The sequence below is a fragment of the Petrotoga sibirica DSM 13575 genome, assembly GCF_002924625.1.
In the GTDB taxonomy this organism is placed as follows: Bacteria; Thermotogota; Thermotogae; order Petrotogales; family Petrotogaceae; genus Petrotoga; species Petrotoga sibirica.
In genome coordinates, this window is sequence record NZ_JAHC01000016.1 from 219,237 (window position 1) to 238,169 (window position 18,933).

18 protein-coding genes and 1 pseudogene are annotated in these 18,933 nt (G+C 32.7%); 1 reads left to right on the top strand and 18 read right to left on the bottom strand.

From position 1 onward, the window contains the following. Positions 1 to 2: 2 nt before the first annotated feature. The 14 genes and pseudogenes from AA80_RS04630 to AA80_RS04685 form a co-directional block, all read right to left on the bottom strand. On the bottom strand, positions 3 to 749 hold the full coding sequence (locus AA80_RS04630; protein ID WP_103876646.1) for a beta-ketoacyl-ACP reductase: 747 nt from the start codon (positions 747 to 749) through the stop codon (positions 3 to 5). A gap of 18 nt (positions 750 to 767) precedes the next feature. Next, positions 768 to 1,643: an ACP S-malonyltransferase gene (fabD, locus tag AA80_RS04635; protein WP_103876647.1), complete on the bottom strand. Its 876-nt coding sequence runs from the start codon at positions 1,641 to 1,643 to the stop codon at positions 768 to 770. A 3-nt stretch (positions 1,644 to 1,646) separates the two neighbouring features. Then, entirely contained in the window at positions 1,647 to 2,600 is a 954-nt protein-coding gene (locus AA80_RS04640) for a nitronate monooxygenase (RefSeq protein WP_103876648.1), read from the bottom strand. Between the two features lie 16 nt (positions 2,601 to 2,616). Continuing rightward, the gene (gene fabZ, locus AA80_RS04645) at positions 2,617 to 3,036 is read right to left on the bottom strand and encodes a 3-hydroxyacyl-ACP dehydratase FabZ (protein WP_103876649.1); all 420 of its coding nucleotides are present in this window, start codon (positions 3,034 to 3,036) and stop codon (positions 2,617 to 2,619) included. Between the two features lie 5 nt (positions 3,037 to 3,041). Then, a complete protein-coding gene (locus AA80_RS04650) occupies positions 3,042 to 3,890 on the bottom strand; it encodes a DegV family protein (protein WP_103876650.1) in 849 nt (282 codons plus the stop codon). Between the two features lie 15 nt (positions 3,891 to 3,905). Then, a complete protein-coding gene (gene fabF / locus AA80_RS04655) occupies positions 3,906 to 5,138 on the bottom strand; it encodes a beta-ketoacyl-ACP synthase II (RefSeq protein ID WP_103876651.1) in 1,233 nt (410 codons plus the stop codon). A gap of 60 nt (positions 5,139 to 5,198) precedes the next feature. Further along, complete coding sequence (locus AA80_RS04660) at positions 5,199 to 5,840, bottom strand: TetR/AcrR family transcriptional regulator (RefSeq protein WP_103876652.1); 642 nt, start codon at positions 5,838 to 5,840, stop codon at positions 5,199 to 5,201. 468 nt (positions 5,841 to 6,308) lie between these two features. Further along, positions 6,309 to 7,568, bottom strand: a complete 1,260-nt coding sequence (locus AA80_RS04665; protein ID WP_103876653.1) for a hypothetical protein — start codon at positions 7,566 to 7,568, stop codon at positions 6,309 to 6,311. 109 nt (positions 7,569 to 7,677) lie between these two features. Further along, positions 7,678 to 8,739: a hypothetical protein gene (locus AA80_RS04670; RefSeq protein WP_103876654.1), complete on the bottom strand. Its 1,062-nt coding sequence runs from the start codon at positions 8,737 to 8,739 to the stop codon at positions 7,678 to 7,680. 319 nt (positions 8,740 to 9,058) lie between these two features. Then, complete coding sequence (locus AA80_RS04675; RefSeq protein WP_134079991.1) at positions 9,059 to 9,433, bottom strand: hypothetical protein; 375 nt, start codon at positions 9,431 to 9,433, stop codon at positions 9,059 to 9,061. A 134-nt stretch (positions 9,434 to 9,567) separates the two neighbouring features. Continuing rightward, positions 9,568 to 11,022: pseudogene (locus AA80_RS04680) on the bottom strand (IS1634 family transposase); the annotation flags it as partial. 445 nt (positions 11,023 to 11,467) lie between these two features. Beyond that, positions 11,468 to 11,632, bottom strand: coding sequence for a hypothetical protein (locus tag AA80_RS09995; RefSeq protein WP_158248386.1), 165 nt, complete (start codon positions 11,630 to 11,632; stop codon positions 11,468 to 11,470). A 132-nt stretch (positions 11,633 to 11,764) separates the two neighbouring features. Continuing rightward, complete coding sequence (locus AA80_RS10000) at positions 11,765 to 11,911, bottom strand: hypothetical protein (RefSeq protein WP_158248387.1); 147 nt, start codon at positions 11,909 to 11,911, stop codon at positions 11,765 to 11,767. Positions 11,912 to 11,992: 81 nt separating this feature from the next. Beyond that, positions 11,993 to 13,699, bottom strand: a complete 1,707-nt coding sequence (locus AA80_RS04685) for an ABC transporter ATP-binding protein (RefSeq protein WP_103876657.1) — start codon at positions 13,697 to 13,699, stop codon at positions 11,993 to 11,995. Between the two features lie 205 nt (positions 13,700 to 13,904). Between AA80_RS04685 and AA80_RS04690 the strand changes: the two genes are divergently transcribed. Then, the gene (locus AA80_RS04690; protein WP_481859754.1) at positions 13,905 to 14,897 is read left to right on the top strand and encodes a transposase; all 993 of its coding nucleotides are present in this window, start codon (positions 13,905 to 13,907) and stop codon (positions 14,895 to 14,897) included. Between the two features lie 286 nt (positions 14,898 to 15,183). On the opposite strand, the gene AA80_RS04695 is transcribed toward AA80_RS04690, so the two are convergent. From AA80_RS04695 to AA80_RS10005, 4 genes are all read right to left on the bottom strand, one after another. Next, complete coding sequence (locus tag AA80_RS04695) at positions 15,184 to 16,584, bottom strand: radical SAM/SPASM domain-containing protein (protein WP_166667745.1); 1,401 nt, start codon at positions 16,582 to 16,584, stop codon at positions 15,184 to 15,186. Between the two features lie 240 nt (positions 16,585 to 16,824). After that, a complete protein-coding gene (locus AA80_RS04700) occupies positions 16,825 to 17,490 on the bottom strand; it encodes a helix-turn-helix domain-containing protein (RefSeq protein ID WP_103876660.1) in 666 nt (221 codons plus the stop codon). Further along, positions 17,430 to 17,834, bottom strand: a complete 405-nt coding sequence (locus AA80_RS04705) for a transposase family protein (protein ID WP_158248389.1) — start codon at positions 17,832 to 17,834, stop codon at positions 17,430 to 17,432. The genes AA80_RS04700 and AA80_RS04705 overlap by 61 nt, the downstream gene beginning before the upstream one ends. A 463-nt stretch (positions 17,835 to 18,297) precedes the next feature. Further along, entirely contained in the window at positions 18,298 to 18,441 is a 144-nt protein-coding gene (locus AA80_RS10005; RefSeq protein ID WP_158248390.1) for a hypothetical protein, read from the bottom strand. Between the last annotated feature and the right edge of the window lie 492 nt (positions 18,442 to 18,933).

Genomic DNA, 18,933 nt, shown 5'->3' on the forward strand with positions numbered 1-18,933 from the left:
CATTAAATTCTTAATCCACCATCTATTCTTATAACTTGTCCTGTTATGAAGGAAGAATCATCACTGGCTAAAAATACCGCTAATTTTGCTATATCTTGAGGCTCTCCCAATCGTTTTAAACAGGTATTTTCTACAACATACTCTACCAATTCTTCTTTTAAACTTTTTGTCATCCCTGTCTTAACAAAACCGGGTGCTATGGCGTTTACTCTGATATTTTCCCCTTTCATTGTAAGTTCTTTCGCCCAAGACTTTGTCATCCCTATTATACCTGCTTTTGCTGCTGAATAATTAGTTTGACCGATGTTTCCTTCCATACCTACCACGCTTGCCATGTTTATTATATTTCCAAACTTTTGTTTTCTCATTATCTTGGCAACTGCTTTTGTCATTATAAATGTTCCTTTTAAATTCACTTGTATTACTTTATCAAAATCTTCTTCTTTCATAATAACTAAGAAGTTATCTTTTGCCATTCCAGCATTGTTTACTAATATGTCGATTTTTTGGTATTTGTTATATATCTGAGTGACAATTTCACTAACCGTACTGAAATCAGTTATGTCTGCCTGATAATAAATGAACCTATCTTCTGGAAAATCACTTTTTTCGTTTTCTTCTATTTGAGGTCTTTCATCTATAGCGATTGCTATTACATTGGCTCCTTCTTTTATGAAATTCCGTGATATTTCTTTCCCTATTCCTCTAGAGCCACCTGTTACGATCGCAATCTTTTGATTTAACTTCAAAGGGAACACCCCCGATTTTTATATATTAAGCAATTTGACAGTTTTATTTATTTGTTTAATAAATTTTGTGAGCACTTTTGTCGGCCCAATTTCAACAAATTCATCCACACCATTATTCACACATTCCTCAATACACTCTATCCATCTAACGGGAGAAGTTATTTGCTTAATTACATTTTCTTTGATGAAAACAGGATCTGTCTCAAACTTCGCCGTCACATTCTGAACAATCGGAACCGTTGGTTTTTTGAATTCTATATATTCAATTTTTTTTCTCAACCTTTCTTCTGCATCTTTTAGAAATTTGGAATGGAACGGACCACTTACATTCAACGGAACAACCTTTCTGGCTCCTTCTTCCTTGAGCTTTTCCATAGAGATCAAAAGCTCTTCCATTTCTCCACTAATTACAATTTGTGAGGGAGAATTGTAATTAGCTATTTGAACGTTTGGATAATTGGCTAAAACTTTTTCAATCTCATTTAAATCCATGCCTATTACCGCTGCCATACCGCCTTTTCCTGGTTCAAAAGCTTCACTCATGTACAATCCCCTATAATAAACCGCTTCAACTGCCTCTTCAAAATCGATCACGTTTGCAGCTAAAAGGGCTGTCCATTCTCCTAAAGAATGACCTGCTACCACATCAGGTTTGAAACCTTCTTCTAAAGCTTTCAAATACTTCATATAACTAATTGTGAGTATAGCGACTTGGGCATTTTGGGTTAAGGTAAGCTCTTTTTCATCAGTGCCAAATATTATAGTTTTTATATCCACTCCAATCTTATTCTTTACTTTATCAAAAAACAATTCATATTCGGGTTTTTTTTCTAATATATCCTTTCCCATTCCCAAGTATTGGGATCCTTGTCCTGTAAACACAAAACATCGCAAAACTTATTTCCTCCTTTTATCGACATTTTTTTCTAAGTCATAATTTTTCAAAATATATGACATTATATCTTCAATAACCTCGTTAACACTTTTTATTTCCTCTATCAAACCAGCGGATTGTCCTGCCATAAAAGACCCACTTTCTTCGTCACCATACAAGAAAGCCTTCATAAGGCTACCTACCAAAGCTTCTTCTGCTTCTTCAGGTGAAGATACTTCTAGCTTCGCTATTTTTTTACCGAACTTTGTTTTTATTATGCGAGCTGGATGACCTATTTTCTGACCAGTAATTATAGTGTCTCTAATCCCCGCATTTATTATTTTTTCTTTGTAATTTTCATGGGCTTCACATTCATATGTGGCTATAAAGCGAGTCCCCATCTGAATGCCTTCTGCTCCTAAGGATAAGGCTGCAACCGCACCAGGCCCGTTAGCAATTCCACCTGCTGCTATTACAGGAACCGACAAGATACTGGAAAGCTTTGGAACTAAAACCATAGTGGTTACATCTCCAATGTGTCCACCACATTCCATTCCTTCACCTATTATAGCTTCCGCACCAGCATTTTCTAACCTCAAAGCTAGATTTTCCGATGAGACTACGGCTAATGTTGTTATTTCATTTTCTCTAAGCATAGGAATGTATTTGCTAGAATTCCCAGCTCCTAAAATGGCAACAGGCACTTTTTCTTGAATTATCAAATCTATGACTTCATCTATATGAGGATTAAGCATAATAACGTTTACGGCAAAAGGTTTATCGGTCATCTCTCTTATTAAATCAATCTGTTTCTTTAAAAGTTTTGCATCCATGTTTCCAGAACCTATAGTTCCTAATCCACCAGCATTAGAAACAGCTGCAGCCAATTTTGCAGTACCCACCCATGCCATTCCGCCTTCTAATATGGGATATTTGATTTTCAATAAGTCCGTAACCCTATTTTTTACTGGTTCCAATTCAGCACCTCCATCTTCAACTCTTTTTGATACCTACCATTATCTCTGCTTGTGCACATATTTGCCCTTCAACAGTAGCTATTCCTTTTAATTTGAACATGTTTGCTTTCTTCTGTAGAATTTCTAAATCGTATATCAATTTATCTCCAGGTCTTACTTCCTTTTTAAATCGAGCCTTATCTATACCTGTAAACAAAGGAATTACATTCTCATCCGTATCTTTTAGAAGCAATAATCCAGCGGTTTGAGCCATACCCTCAACAATAAGTACTCCTGGCATTATGGGATAATTTGGGAAATGACCTTGAAAAAAAGGTTCGTTAATACTTACATTTTTAAAAGCCTTGATCTTTTCCTCATTTAACTCTAATAACCCATCAACAAGCAGAAAAGGGTAGCGATGGGGCAATATTTTCATTATTTCCTCGACATTCATAATTTTCACTCCCACGTGGTTACTATTCCACCGGAATCAGGTCCTAAATGCATTCCTATTATTATATCCATTGGCTCAAAGATTATCTTTTCCCTTGGAACTCCCAATTTAACTAATTCATCTAATAAATCGCCGCCTAATTTCAAGCTTCCCGTATGTTCAACGGTTATATTTTTTAACTCTCCTTTGCCTTTTTCTTCCATTGCCAACGAGGTGAGCTCTTTAATTATTTTATTGTATCCTCTGATTCTTTTAACGGGAAGTATTTCACCATTCTCCAGTTTTAACAATGGCTTAATGTTTAACATGCTTCCCACAAAGGCAGTTGCTTTCCCTATTCTTCCACCTTTTGCAAGATAATTTAAACTTCCAACGGTAAAGTATACATTCACTTTTTCTTGAAAATGTTCAACGAAACTCTTCAACTCTTCTACATTATAATCTCCTGAGTCTATAAGTTTTTTTAATTCTAGTACTAAATAACCCAAACCCCATGTGGCTTCATAACTTTCTACTATATGGATTCTTTTTTCATCTACTTCCTTAGCAGCTATCCTAGCAGAATTATAAGTTCCACTCAGTTTTCCTGAAAGATGGACAGATATTAACTCATCGTAATCTTTCAACATTTGTTTATAGACCTCTTCAAAATCTTGAGGCGTGGGTTGTGAAGTGGCAGGTATATAGTCAGATGTTATTAAAAACTCATAGAAGTCGTCTGTATCAATGTCCACAGCCCTTTCAAACTTACCTTTCCACTTTACATACAATGAAACGTAGCCTATCCCCATTTCTTCTAATTGCTTTGGATCGATGTCACATGTATTATCGGTTACTATTCCTATTTTAGGCATAATTGTACCCCCCTTTTATGATTTAACAAAAATTAAAGATGCATTGTGTCCCCCAAAACCAAAGGAGTTCTTTAAAACTACATTTACTTCAGCGTCTTGAGTCTTTCTTGGGATATTGAGTGTTTTCATCTCTTCATCGGACTCTTCTAAATTTGGCATTCCATGAACAAAATGATTATGACTTTCTATAACTGAAGCTATTAATTCAATTGCACCAGCAGCTCCCAAAGTATGTCCTATTAAAGTTTTAGTTGATTGTAAATATGGTTTATCAGCGAATTCACCGAATATTTTTTTAATAGCTTTCACCTCCGAATTATCACCAACAGGAGTACTTGTGGCATGACAATTTATAAGATTCACTTCTGAAGGATCCAATTCAGCCATTTTTAGGGCGTTCTTCATTGCCCTTGCAGCACCTTCACCTTCTGGATCAGATTGACTAATATGGTAAGCATCTCCTGTCATTCCATATCCCGCTATATATCCATAAATTTTGGCTCCTCTTGCCTTTGCATGTTCTTCTGATTCTAAAACTAATATCCCAGCTCCCTCTCCCATCACAAATCCATCTCTATCTTTATCAAAAGGTCTTGATGCTTTTTTAGGTTCATCATTTCTTTGAGAAAGAGCCATCATATTAGCAAAAGCCGCTATAGGCATAGGATCAATAACCGCTTCAGAACCTCCAGTTATGGCCACATCAACTTCTCCACTCCTTATCAACATCACAGAACTTATTATTGAGTGGACAGCTGAAGCACAGGCACTAACCGTTGTGAAATTTGGTCCCTTTAATTTATGCCTTATAGAAACAACTCCACTTGCCATATCAGCAATCATCATTGGAATTAAAAAAGGGCTAACATACTTTGGACCTTTTTTGTTCATGACTCCAAACTCGCGATACAACGTTCTAAAACCACCAATTCCAGAACCTATTATTACCGCAGCATTTTCTCTCCAATCTTGATCTTGTGACAACCCGGCGTCTTCAATAGCTTCATCTGAGGCAGCAATAGCTAATTGCAAAAACCTATCATAACGTTTGGCTGTTTTTCTATCCATATACTCTTGAGGATCAAAATCTTTTATTTCAGCCGCTATCTTAACTTTATGATCTGAGGTATCAAACTGAGTTATTTTATCTATACCGTTTTTCATTTCTTTTAAACCTTCTAAAAATTCTTCTGTGTTTTTTGCTATCGAGTTTATAGTTCCCATTCCAGTTATTACGACTTTATGCATCCACATACCTCCTGACTGTTATTTTATGAATTTGTTAAGGCTATCTTGATAGATGTAAGATTATAAAGAAGAAGCCAACATTTTTTTTGTTACTTCTATATAATACTCATATATTTGCAGAGGTTTTAACCCCGTCCATTTTTCATACAACGTTTCTCGAAGGCTTACTTGCTGAACCATTCCAGTTATCTCACTCCATAAAACCATTGCGATCTTTAAAGGTTCTAATCTTTCATCTATTGAACCATCTTTTATTCCTTCTTCAACGGAGCTAACTAATAGCCGAAAAATCTCTTCACTCTTTTCATATGCCTTCTTTACATGAGGATCTTTATCGCCGAAATGAACTTCCAAGGTTTCATAATTCAGTATCAATTTATAATAATCAACGTATTCAAGACTGAAAGATACGTATGTTTCTCCCATTGATACAACCTTTTCAAAACCGTTTTTACAAGAAGAAAATTTTTTAATAATCGATGCGAGCAAAGCGGATAATGCTCTTTCAACAGAAGTAAAATATAGATCTTTTTTGCTTGAAAAGTACAAATACAACGTCCCCTTTGCAAGATTAGCTCTCTTTGCAATTTCGGTCATTGTAGCTTTCTCATAACCTTTTTCCACAAAAATTTTTTCTGCTACATTCATTATTAAATTCAACTTTCCCTCTTTATTTTTCTTTTCCAAACTATTTCCCCTCATATTTTTACCTTCTAATAAAATAAAAATGACCAAAGGTCATCACTTTCATAAGATTATACCACAACCAAAAATGTATTTCAAGTTTTCGCATTAGATCATATTACATGTCCGCGAAAAAGATTGGTTAGATTATAATTCGATGTCTTTGAGGGGGTAACCCCCCTCAAACTCTCCGAAAACAAAAATCTTTTAAAAAAAGAGATATCTGCTTCAAGAAAGAGATACTAAGAAGAATTCAAAAAAAGAAAAGAGAACCAAAGAAGTATAGATTCTCTTTCAAATAGTGCTGGTAGAAAAAATTGAATATGAACAAAGGATTAAATCATATGGTTTCATTCTGAAAAACACAAAATATATCACGATTGATATTCGATGGGAAAAGAACAACCAAGTATAAGATACAGTTCAAAGGTGCAAGCAACACTTAAACTTATTCCAATCTGAAACATATATTAGAGGATACTAATTTCATTCCTCTTTTTTGTTAGTAATTAAATTATATTTCTTTTCTAACGTATTAATTTCACATTCCATAAGGAAACAATAATAAGCTAAATTACCCTTTGCATTTAGAAGAGAAGAGTAAATCATTAAATAATCTGATATGAGTTTTAAATCATTAGGATAACGAGTTAATAAATATTCTAATTGTTCTAAATTCATAGAATAGATTTCAACGGATGATTCCCATTTATCGATATTATTTTGAATATTATAAATATTCATTATTTGATTGTTATTTTGCTCTTCCACTAATAGTCTTAAATCATCAATATTATTCTGCGGAGGGAAAGTAGATATAGTTTTGAAAGATATTCCAACAGAAAAACCATTTGAGACGTTATAAGATATATTTGGAGATAAAGAGAAGAAATCCCCCACATTAAAAGTATTTTCAAGATTTAACGAATATGAAATATTTGGATCATCGAATGTATATGAATTTCTGTAAGTTAAATTGGAGGATATACTGGGAGCATTGGTATAATATTTTGGCGCTAATGTAATATAATAATATTCATTAATTTCTCTTATCATTTGAACAATGTAATCAATGGATATTGAATTATTGTAAGAGTTCAAAAAGTATTGTATATAATTCTCTAGGTTTAATTCTGACAACTTTTCAGCTTCTATGGGAATAATTTTCAAATTAGTTGCTCTTTTTTCACTCAAAGCGAAGGAGTTATTAATATCATCAAAGTTAGCCATGTATTGAGAAATCATTACTTTTTTGCTGAGGTATTCTTCATAACTCATTAATTTTTTCTTGTAATCTTTTTCTAACTTATCAACTTCTTCTTCAAAATAAGAATAGTAATTTTGATAATTTTTTAATATTTCTCCTTGAATGAAGTAATTCAAAAATGACGAGAATACAGAAATTATGAGTTCTTGTTCCACATTTATTTCTTGAAATTTTGCCTTGATAACTTCTTTCTCTTTTTCTTCTTTTATCTTCCCTATATACAAGATATCTCTTAAATCCTTAGAAATATTTATACTATAGTCGTTTTGATTAAAAGTGAAAGTTGTTGATGGAATGGGATTAAAATTAATTAATTGTTCTTCCATGGTTAGTTGATTTACTTGGTTACTGAAGGTTCTTTTGTCATAAGTGTCTAGTGCTTTAACATGTTCTTCAATCGCACAATAGATGTTAGAAGAATTAGCTAAAAGAGATAAGCTTAGCAAAATATACATCAAAAACATAACTTTTCTTCTCATAATGTAGCCTTTCCTTTCTTGATGAAAGGTTGCATATGAATACAAATTACATATTTTATTTTTTTGCTCAACCTTAACTACATGCTATTTTTTATTTCTTGTATTTTTGTTATTTACCTTTTAGTTTTTCTATTATCGGTAAAGTTTGATATATCTGGTAGTTTTCTTTAGTAACTAATATTAAAAATCCTTTGTGCGCCAATAATTTTACCGGTTTCTCTCTAAATGGTTCCTCGTGAAATATTTTAGCTGAATATTTCCCATCATCTTCTTCAACAAGTACAGCCATTTTGAGCTTGTTGCCTGATATAGAATGATAAAGTATGAAGATATTCCCTAATGAATCGATTGCAAAACTGATAATCTCAACATCTTTCAATTCTTCGACAAATATCGCCTTAAAAAATCCTTGGGGGTAAATGTATTGAAAAATATGGTTTGAAGAATCTCTAATAAATAAACTGTCTTCAAAAGTTAAAACTTCTTCAAATTGTCGGGCATCTATACCCTCATATTTTATTCCTGCTGTTGCAGGAACTGAAGAAAGAACCTCACCTGATATCGTCATCATGATAATTTCATTTTTCTTTTTATCGATAAGCCAAAAATCTCCTTTCTTTAAAGATCCATTTTGAATATATCCAAAATTATTAGGCGAGGAAAGCAATAAGTCATTTTTTGAATCAATTCCTACGTCTATTGTATTGACTAAATCACCTTCTAAAGAGAAAACAACTACTTCCTTTATTTTTTCCGAATAACCAACATAGTACACTGAACCTTCACCTGGTATTCTTCCTAATTTTACAGAGATTAAGTTACTTAATTCGTAATCTTGATATTCTTCTTTCGGAAATGTGTGAGCAATACTGTGTGTCGTATAATCTTCAGGTCTCATAAATGAGTAGATTTCGATAAAATTTTCCACAAGGAGGTTATCCGGATCAGAGTAAACATAAAACTTATTATCGAAAAAAGAAAATGCATCCGTAATTGGGGAAGGATTATCAACTGCTAAAGTAAGAGACAAAGTTTGAGATGGGGAAATATTCATAAACATATCTTCCTTTTCCCCCTTTGCTTCGTTAGCAAATAAACTGCTAACACCAAAAGCGGTAAACATGAATAAGAGAACAAATAACAACATCCTCTTTTCAATAATCATTTTCATTAAAATCCCTCCATTCTATGTTTGTTCGTTTTTAATATAACCAATATTTTTCGTTTTTCTTTTATATAATACCATACTTCACTTTATTTTTTAGATTAGCTTGGAAGTGAATATTTTATGTTAGGAATATTTATATGATTAATCAATCTGGCAAAGGTTTGTTACATTCAATTTTGAATATACCGATACTTTTTTGAAGGGAAAGATTCCCGGGAAATGTTCCCCCTTTATCCTTTTAATAAAGTTCATCCAACACTGAAACTCCCTTGATCGACAAAAGCAACTTTTGCATTAATAAAGATTAGGTTATTTAGAATGTTCAATTAATATCAGGAACTAGGACAGGATATCTAGGAACATATGCTGACCAATTACCGTAATCAGTTATTTTCCCCCAAAAATTCCTGTATTGAGCGTTTCCATAATGGTACCACAAGTACCAATCAACATACCAATAAACCCATTCACCAGGTTGGAGAGTAACTTCGCCTCCAATAGTGTCCGTAACTGTGTACCCTTCCGAATAACCTATTTCAGCTTCTACTACGTGACTAAATCCTGCAGATGTTGAGATTGTAACGCTTTTTGACACCGAACGGCTAAACGATGCTGTGATTGGAACATCATTTGGATTATCCTGAGTTTGACAGTTACAAAAACGTAAGAATTCTAAAATAGGCATGAATAATTGCAAAAAAGCGTTTTTTGCTTTCTCTGTTTTTCAAAAGTGTCACTACATGCCTTTCTTTTCCTTTGTTTATCAGTGTTTTAGACTTGCGTTTTCGCTTTGCTCCTTTCTAATCCTTTAATTTCCTTATTTTCGTTCTGTAGTTTTAGTTTCTCTATGAATTCCTCATATGGGGTTACTACTTTTGGAATTGGTATATTAAGTATCTTCAATATCTTCTGAGCCAAAAGATTCATGTTAGTCCTAATGGCAAAATGCTGTTCGTTGGGTTTAATATCTATGTATTCCATGTTTTTAATCGCTTCTCTTATCTTTTCGTGTGAGTATTCTATATTGTTCCTTTCTAGTTCTAATTCTAGCGTTCTTTGCATTATGTAAGATACGAAACTCATCACAATGTGTCCCTTTATCCTTTTCTGTGTCCAATGAAATATCGGTCTTGTCTCAAGATAATTCTTTAGTGTTCTGAAGCTTTCTTCCACTTTCCACAAGGTATGGTATTGCTCTAATATCTGTTTTGGATTCAACTGTGTGTTGGTTATTATTCCATAGTATCCGTCATATTTTTCGTCTTTTCTATCTTTTTCTGCCCTTTCCTTTGAATGTATTATGAGTAATCTTTTACCCTCGTATTCTGTTTCTCTGTATTCAATCCCTTTTGCTATTTCAGTGAATCCTCCATCGAATATATCCACCTTTTTTAACTGTTTTATCGATTTACCCACTATGAATTCGTAATCGGAATTCTCTACTATTTCCATATTGGTTCTACTCATCATCCCTCTATCAGAAACCACTATTACCTTTCCCAACTGATATCTCTTTTTCATCACCTCTATCGTATCTTTGAACGTATGCCCTTCGAACGTGTTACCTGGATATATATCAAAACTAACCGGCATCCTATCCCTATCTATCGACATCCCTAAAACTACCTGTGATTCGTTGAACTTCTTATCTTTCGAATACCCCATCTGTAGTAACTCGTTCGTTTGTTGTGTCTCAAAGGCTAATGTCGTTACATCGTAAAACACTAAATCTACTACAGAATTGAATAAACTCATCCTTTGACGGTACAGATGTTTCTCTAACTCTTCCTTCTTTTGCGCTAACACATCTAGCGTCCTGTACATCCATTGTAAAGCTATCCCTTCTTCGTCTGTTTCTGCCTCATCTATTCTTTTGAAGCCGTAGTAATCTAGTTCTTTGAATATTCCCAACTTACTTTTCGGTTCTATTATTCTGTTCATAACCATTATTTTCAGCAAATCTTCTACATCGAACCTTATCTTTTTATCCATCTTTTCAAAGAACTTATCCATCTCATACCTTTCAAACAATTTATCCACTATTACCTTTATTCCGTAATTCTTCTTATCAGGTGCTTCCTCAACACTATTCAAATTCACATAACCTTTTATATCATATATCTGTACGAATTTATCGACAATATTTTCCACTTCTTTTCTACTGATAGTATCGATTCTACCCAAATTAGCGATAATCTTTTGTTTGTTCTTACCGTTTTCACGGTAACTTTCTACTATTCTTAAGTATTCTTTCCCTTGATTGTTTTTTACGGTTCTAACATACATCCAAATCATCTCCCAACTTCATAATGTCTTTAATATTATACCACAGAAATATTATGAAGTCAAGAGAATAATATATTTAAAAACTAAAAAAGTGTCACTACATCAAAAAAATTTTTTTCAAAAAAATAGGTGTTTTATCCCCTCAAACCCGCTTTCTTCCGTTCGGTTTACTGAAAAATCATCTCTCAACTGTCAAACTCAGGGGTTCAAATATGTATCGATAAAGTATTACAGAGGGAACCTTTGCTGTTTCTTTTTATGTTTTTGAAGAGGAAGAAAGAGAAGAATTCAACAAAGAATAGTTCTTTGAATATTGAAACTTTGTTTGGATTAGACATAATCTTTTTATTGACAGGAATACAATCCACCCATTATCTTATTTCAATGGTTATTAATTATCATTTAATATGATATCTAAACAATTATTTTGTTAGATATACTGATATTATCCATCGTCACGTTTGTTTTTTCCTTTTTTCTTATACGGCGTTTTATGAGTTATAGCGTTATACCTTAGCTTCTTCTTATAATTATTAAGTTTGTCTTTTAATCTTTCAAAAAAATTATTTTCCTCTTTGCTTTTTCTTTGTTCAAGTTTTTTCTTTTTCATAATTATCCTACCTCTTTGCATATGAATTCTTACTGACTTTACAAACTCTGAAACCTTGTATATAGCTCCCCTTTGCCCAGCAACCTACCCATAAGGAAAGATAAAATAGCTTTGCCATATTCTTAAATCTCTTTAATCTGGAATCGTTAACACTACAGTCTCTTTTGTTATCTTTTTCCCAGCTACTACTGTGAAGAAAAATAAAAATACCCCTGCTCCTAACAATATCCATAACAGTATGTCATTGAACTCTTCTGTCACAGGAAAAGTTGAAGTCAAATAACTGCCACCAAAAATAACTGTGAATCCTATTATAAAAAACAAGAGGTTCTATTACCAAAATAGTAGGTATTTAAACTTTCATACAACCAACTGACTTTCTATTATTTCTTTGTAAATGGGAGCATTTTTTAATAACTCTTCATGTACTCCTTCTCCTTTTATCTCTCCATCTTTCAACAGTATCACTTTGTTAGCCTTTCTTATCGTTGACAATCTGTGGGATATTATTATCAAAGTCATCTTGTACTCTTTCAATTCATCGAATATTTCTTCTTCTGTCTGTGAATCTACCCCTGACGTTGCTTCATCCAGTATCAATACCTTTGGTTCCCTTATCAATGCTCTTGCTATCGCTACTCTCTGCCTTTGCCCATCTGATAGCTTACTTCCCCTTTCTCCTACTACAGTATCGTATCCTTCATCTAAAAGCCCTATGAATTTATCTACCTTCGCTTTCTTTACCGCCTTCATGAATTCTTCTTCAGTGATTTCATCATCCAACATTATGTTTTCTTTGACCGTCATGTTGAATAAGGGTTCGTTACCTCTGACTAACTTTATCTTTTCTCTGATTTCTTGTAATTTGTAATCTGTTATGTTTTTATTCCCTAATAGTATTTTACCGTTTGTGGGATCATATAATCTCACAAGAAGACTCACCATAGTACTTTTGCCAGATCCACTTGTTCCTACCAACGCTACCTTTTCGTTTTTGCCAAAGAAGAGATTTATGTTTTTCAAAACTATCTCGTCTCTGTATTTGAATGAAACGTTTTTGTATTCGATGTTGTAATCCTTAGGGAAAAGATATATACCATCACCTTCCTCTTCTGGCATATCGAGGATTTCAAAGAATCTTTCAGCTAGAGGTTCAACCCGTTGTAGTTGAACCAAATTTTCATTTATGATCCCTATGGGTTCGTATATCCATGGCACAAAAGAATAAAAAGCTATTAAAGTTCCCAAAGACATGTTCCCTCTTATCACAAGTAATCCTCCCAATCCTAATATAATCACAGGAATTACATAACTGATAAAAAAGGCTATATTTAAAATAGTTATTTGAAATATCCCTGCTTTAGTCGCCTGCATAGACCAATTTTCCGCATCCTTGGAAAATGAATTTGAAAAGTATTTTGTTTTCCCAAATACTTTAATAATTAATTGACCATCTAACTTTTCTTTTATAGAAGAAGTTAATTTTCCAAAAGATTTTCTTTCTATTTTTGAATAATTCTGCAACTTTGTTTGCGAACTTCTGATAATAAGCCAATAGAAAGGTAAAGAAGCAAGTACTATCAAAAATAATTGCCAATTCAGATAAGTCAGTATAGCAGAAATAACTACTAAATTCAAAAAGTTTAAACACATGGTTGGTAATACAAGAGCCATTGTATAAGAAGTTTCATCAATATCAGACAATAACCTACTCATTATATCCCCAGAATCCATCTTAGAATAATCAACAAATTTTGAGTTTTGAATTTTATTATAAAGGTTTATCTGCTCGTTTTTAATAGTGAAAAAATTTACTTTTCGATGATAAGTATTGAAAAAATAATTGAAAACTCTTTCTAAAGCTACTACACCGATTAAAAAGATAAGGAAAAAAGGCAGTATGTTAATTCTTTGAAAAGATATTATATCGTCGATTAAATACTGAATGAAAAAAGGTCTCAAAGCTGCTAATACCAAAGTAGCAATACCCAAGAGAAACATGAAAATCATGTACTTTTTATAATTTTTTATACCATATCTTATCAACCTTCTTGTGCACAAACCCATACCTTTACCTCCCCCTATAAATTAAATACTGTCTTTAGAAATTCTAAAACATGCATTGTAACTAACTTTTAATACCTTCAATGTTATACTTTTACCTCCTCACTATATAATCTATTTGATACCATAATTTTATTATCTCGTAAGGAGGTCATTCAATTGTCATTATTCGGTAACTCTTCTCAACTGTACTTCGATTTCGTCTACTCTGGCTAAAAGAAACGCCCCGAACGGGGTCACGGAGAAAAAACATTCTGAATTTTCTTTTCTCCTCGATTTAATTGATATGATCGATTGGTCCGTTGTCCCAGATTTCAATAATAAGATAGGCAGAACAGGGTACTCCCGTCGGGTTTTACTTAAAGCTATCTTCGTTCAGAAAGTTGAGGGATTTACAGTAAGGGAGTTGATTCACTTCCTTAAGAGTAACCCTTCCTTCGCTAAATGCATCGGTTTCGATCCTATTATCAATTACGTTCCTTCTGAAGCTACTTTCTCTTCATTTAAGAAGGAGTTTGATCCTTCTTATTTGGATAAGGTTATCGTTTTTACCGTCATTAAAGGCATCAAAGAGGGGATCAACGTCCCTATCTTCACCGTGGTTTCCCCAGCTTCTGCCTATGACAAGAATTATGCTTTCGTCCTTTTGGAAAAGGTTGTTAAGTGCTTGGATCTTAGTGGGTTTAACTTCTTAGCTGATGCCGCATATGATTCAAGCGATCTTTACGATTACGTCCATTTGAAAACTGGTTCTATTGCTTTCATTCTCCTTCACAGTTCTTCTAAAAAAGGGTTAGTAGGTGAATGCGGTAAAAAACTTGTTAAACATTCCCATTACCTTGAGAGTAAAAGAAACATATATAGAACCAAATTCGTTTGTGATGATCCTTCTAATTGTCCTTTGGGTAAACCTAACTGTTATAGTTACAGAAACTATTCAAAGTATGATTTCCGTCGTTTCCTTAACAGAGATTCTTCTTTCTTCAAAGAGATTTACAAGAAACGTACTCTCATTGAATCTATCTTTTCTAGGTTAGAAAGCAACAACGGTACTACTTCTTTGAAATATACAAACGCTGTGCAACTCGAATGCAACCTTTCTAACCTTTTCCTTATCGCTTCTGCTCTTTTAGCTCACAAGATGGGTAGAGACGATTTACTGTCTTCTCCCAAAACACTTATGTATGAAACAGCTTCTTAGCTTGTTTCTTTAGAAGACTTTAGACCTTTTCAATACTTCCCAAACGAACGGTTATTCCTTGGTGGGCGTGAGCCTGTTTTCAACCGTGCTTCTTTCATGCGTATTTTTTCTAAAAAATTCTTCAATTCTAACTACTTTTCATTTTTTTGAAGAATTATTTCGATTTTCAAAGAGCATTTTTGATAGTTATCCGATATTTTAGTTCTTTTTCTACTTGCCTTAACTTATCTCACCTTTCGGTAATCGTTGTTTTTGCCTATTTCTGAAGTGGGTATAAATGAAATTTTTAAGAATTTGATTCAACAAAGTCTTTTTCAGCTTTTATTAAAATAGAATTTTTAACAACTTCCTTAAACAAAGGGCAGCTTTCATGAGGTATATGCATACTGTTTCCCAAGAGATAAGGGGCAATAGGACAACCGCGACAAAAAAATTGTAAAAAGCAGGTCTGACATTCGTTATCTTCACTTTTATCAAATATTTTACTATATTTTTGTTTGGAAGTAATCAGATTTTGTCTCAATTTTTCTTTGGTATCATATACATTTCCAACCAAAAAGTTTTTGTTACTAGCCAATAATTGGCAAGGGAAAACATCTCCTTCTGAATCAACTACAAATTCTGTGATGCCACTGCCACAATAAAGGCAAGTTGGTGGTGCATTTAATACCTGGTTCGCGAGACGTTCTACTGAATCAATCTCTTTTTTGTTCCCGTTTTGATAGCGGTTTATTACAGTTTGATATTCATTAGCTATAAAAAAATCTCTATTAGTAAGAGCTAATGTTGGATCATTTGATATAACAGGAACAATTATTACGTTTTCAAGTTTGAATTTCTCATAAAAGAAAGACCGTAGATCAAAAGGTTTTATTCCATTTTTAACATGATAATTAGTATAAGTTACTTCTACTAATTGTAATAATCCATTTTCCTGAAGGTAATCCATGTTTTCTTTAACTATTTCATAAGAGGGGAATCTGCCTTTAAAAGGTCTCAAATAATTTTGAATTTTTTCTGGGCCGTCAAAGCTAACTACTATTTCAAACTCAAAATCAGGGAATTGTTGTATTATCATTTTTAATTTTTCTATTAACTTTTTTGAGACTCCAAGACCAGTTACAATATTCAGTATAGGCCTTTTTTCTAAACTTCCTACCTCATAAAGATGATTGACATAGGGGACTATTTTTTCAATACAATTTATATTTAATAAAGGTTCTCCACCAAAAAATTGAATTTTTTCAATATAATTGAAAAGTTTAGAAAAAACTTCCAATGCTCTTTTTACCGTATCAAAGTTCATAGAAGATGGATTAGCATACGTACCCCCACCAGCATAACAATACTTGCAGTTTTGCCCACATTTCTGAGAAATAAGTAAAGTTAATCTTTCAACATTTTCAGAAATACCAATACTCTCATATCTTAAAAAGTATTCTAATTCATTCCAAATTTTCGATAACATCTGTGTATTTTTCTCCAACCAAGAAAACACATGGGAAGGATCTGTATTATTAAGAAGACAAGAAAAAAATTGTTTATATTGTTGTTCTAAATAGTAAGCTTTTAATGAAGGCCTATGATATAAAACCGCTGTTTTATTATTTTTTGCAGTGAGAAGGAAAAGGTCTTTTTTTAATTTATGAAAGTTTGTCACCACTAGCTCTAATTCACTATTTTCCAATTTTCTCACTCCTTTACATATAATAAGAACAAAAATAATCGATACTATTTTCATTAATTTTTAGAATCTTTCTAATTTCAATGGGAGAATTGCTACGGCGAATACCGGTTCTTTCCACTGATTGTTGAATTATCCATTACGCTTAAGAAAAAGTACTTTCTGTCTCAACATCTCAAATTTGTTTCTTCCATACATTATCCTTTTAATAACTTTAAGTTTATTCACAGATCCTTCTGCTAGTCAATGGTTGTATTCATATATAATCGCATTTCTAACTGCTTGCATATCTCTTTTTAACCCGCTCACAAATTTATCTATCTTTCTGATTTTTAAGTTACTTGCTTTTTCTATCCATTCTTCAATTTTTTCAACGTTCTTTGATTTCAACATTTGTTTGAATTCATTTACTAAGCTTATTATACTTTCAATAACCTGGTATCTTTGAATGATCTTTTCATACAACTCTTTTGAAATAGTTTCTACTTCTTCAATGGGTTTGTACAGTAATTTGATTAAATCTTTTCTTTTTATCCTTATTTCTTTTGACTCTTCAATTTTTAAATTTCTTTTTGCTAAATATATTCCAATGTTTGAATAACTACCTGTATAACCTTCACCCCTTATTATTTCAAATATCTCTTTGTTTGATTTTCCGTTTCTTTTCAATACTTGTATTTGCCTTTTATATGAGTCCAGCATACTTGGGAGTCTTTTCCCTTTGTTCATGTTTGTGGGAGAGAAATTATTATCTAAATATTTATCCACAGTACTTCTATGTATATTCAGTAATTTTGATATTTTCCTTTTTGAGTAGCCTTTGTTGTATAATTCCCTAACTTCTTTGGCTAACTTAAGTTTTGCCTTTTCTTTTTCAGAAGGAACCAGCTCTTTGTTTTCAAAAACCATCTGTTCAAAGTCCTGATCTTTTGTTTCTCCAATTCCAACCTTTTCGTTCTTTTGAATTTTGGTTCCACAAAGTCAAGAGGTTCAGCAAGCGTCTTTTTCTTACACTCTTTGTTTTCACAGAACATCTTTCTTCTTATTACAACTATCGTTGTTTTTTTACCTTGTATCGGTAAATCTTGAAAGCTTCTTTCATATCTTGAATGTACTTTTTTGGATGGTTTCCCACAATACGGACAGATTACTTCTTTTTTTGCTGATTTCTCCCAAATCGTTATTCTATCTCCTGATACCTCATGTTTAACGTATTCTAAGTTCTCATCCAACAACTTAACTATTTCTTCCATTCCCTTCATCCTCTTTTAAGTGATTTTCATCAATTATATTACCAGAGGCTAATCAAGCCAATCGTTGATGGAAAGAACCACTTTTCGTTTAGTAAGTGCAGGAGATGATAGTTAAGTCTTTTTTTATGGGCCAAACCCATCTTTTTATCATTTTTAGAATAAAAAAGATGGGCCTGGACCTCATGTTTTTATCTTAGGTTCTAAGAGCAGCACACGCTCCACAACCTATACCGCCACATCCGCCTGCTGGATTCATTTTAGCCTTTGAGTTAAGTTCAAACATCGCATTTCCCTCCTTTCATTTTTATTTTTCACCTTTTTCCCTGCAGGTTTGCTACTTGCCGGCAAATAATTCCTCTCCTCACAATCTTTTCCTTCAAAAACTTATATAGATAATTCCTTAAATCTTTTAAGCTTTTCCAAGCGTTGTTTTTTGCATAAAGTAAAGGCCTCGATCAAGCATTTACTCTACTTCTTCCACAACACTTACAACCATCTCGGGTTTTACTCCGTTTGTCCGAACTGTATCTTTATCATCTCCTCCAAAAACAAAAATACCACTCAATAGCAGACCAGTGATTAACAAAACAACACCAAATTTCTTCATCCTCTTTCACCCCCTTGAATTATTCTTTTAATTTAAAACTAATATCTCAAATAATCCAACCCTTCACTTTAATCATACACTTTCCCATATGGTTTTCAAGTGGTTTTTTAATTGTCTTCAAATATGTATTTATAAAGTATTACAGAGATCGGTCAAAAAAACTTATGTTAAAATTATTTACGATGTTTTTTATCGGATATGATGCCTTTGTCTTTCTTTTGGTTATTATAAGAGGGTTATGATATAATAAACTCTAGAATAAAATATAAAAGCTTCAAGAGTTATTAACATTCCAAAGAAAGGGTTTTTGAAGTAAATTTTATTTTATATTTTTGTTGCTATTGGGTAAAGGAAAAAGAGGTATATAAATGAACATTAAACTATTGGTTGAAATTGTGAATAAAGGACAGTTCATAAGACCGATTTTGAATTATGTTATTCATTACTTAGAAAGTGATAAACCAGATAAAAATAAAAGAATTGTAAATTACA

Coding starts and splice junctions, on each gene's coding strand:
- AA80_RS04665 (WP_103876653.1), bottom strand. CDS start 7,568: ATGAGAAGAAAAGTTATGTTTTTGATGTATATTTTGCTAAGCTTATCT.
- AA80_RS04650 (WP_103876650.1), bottom strand. CDS start 3,890: ATGCCTAAAATAGGAATAGTAACCGATAATACATGTGACATCGATCCA.
- AA80_RS10005 (WP_158248390.1), bottom strand. CDS start 18,441: ATGAAGAAATTTGGTGTTGTTTTGTTAATCACTGGTCTGCTATTGAGT.
- AA80_RS04705 (WP_158248389.1), bottom strand. CDS start 17,834: ATGGAAGAAATAGTTAAGTTGTTGGATGAGAACTTAGAATACGTTAAA.
- AA80_RS04670 (WP_103876654.1), bottom strand. CDS start 8,739: ATGAAAATGATTATTGAAAAGAGGATGTTGTTATTTGTTCTCTTATTC.
- AA80_RS04685 (WP_103876657.1), bottom strand. CDS start 13,699: ATGGGTTTGTGCACAAGAAGGTTGATAAGATATGGTATAAAAAATTAT.
- fabF (WP_103876651.1), bottom strand. CDS start 5,138: ATGCATAAAGTCGTAATAACTGGAATGGGAACTATAAACTCGATAGCA.
- AA80_RS09995 (WP_158248386.1), bottom strand. CDS start 11,632: ATGAAAAAGAAAAAACTTGAACAAAGAAAAAGCAAAGAGGAAAATAAT.
- fabZ (WP_103876649.1), bottom strand. CDS start 3,036: ATGAATGTCGAGGAAATAATGAAAATATTGCCCCATCGCTACCCTTTT.
- AA80_RS04660 (WP_103876652.1), bottom strand. CDS start 5,840: ATGAGGGGAAATAGTTTGGAAAAGAAAAATAAAGAGGGAAAGTTGAAT.
- AA80_RS04700 (WP_103876660.1), bottom strand. CDS start 17,490: ATGGTTTTTGAAAACAAAGAGCTGGTTCCTTCTGAAAAAGAAAAGGCA.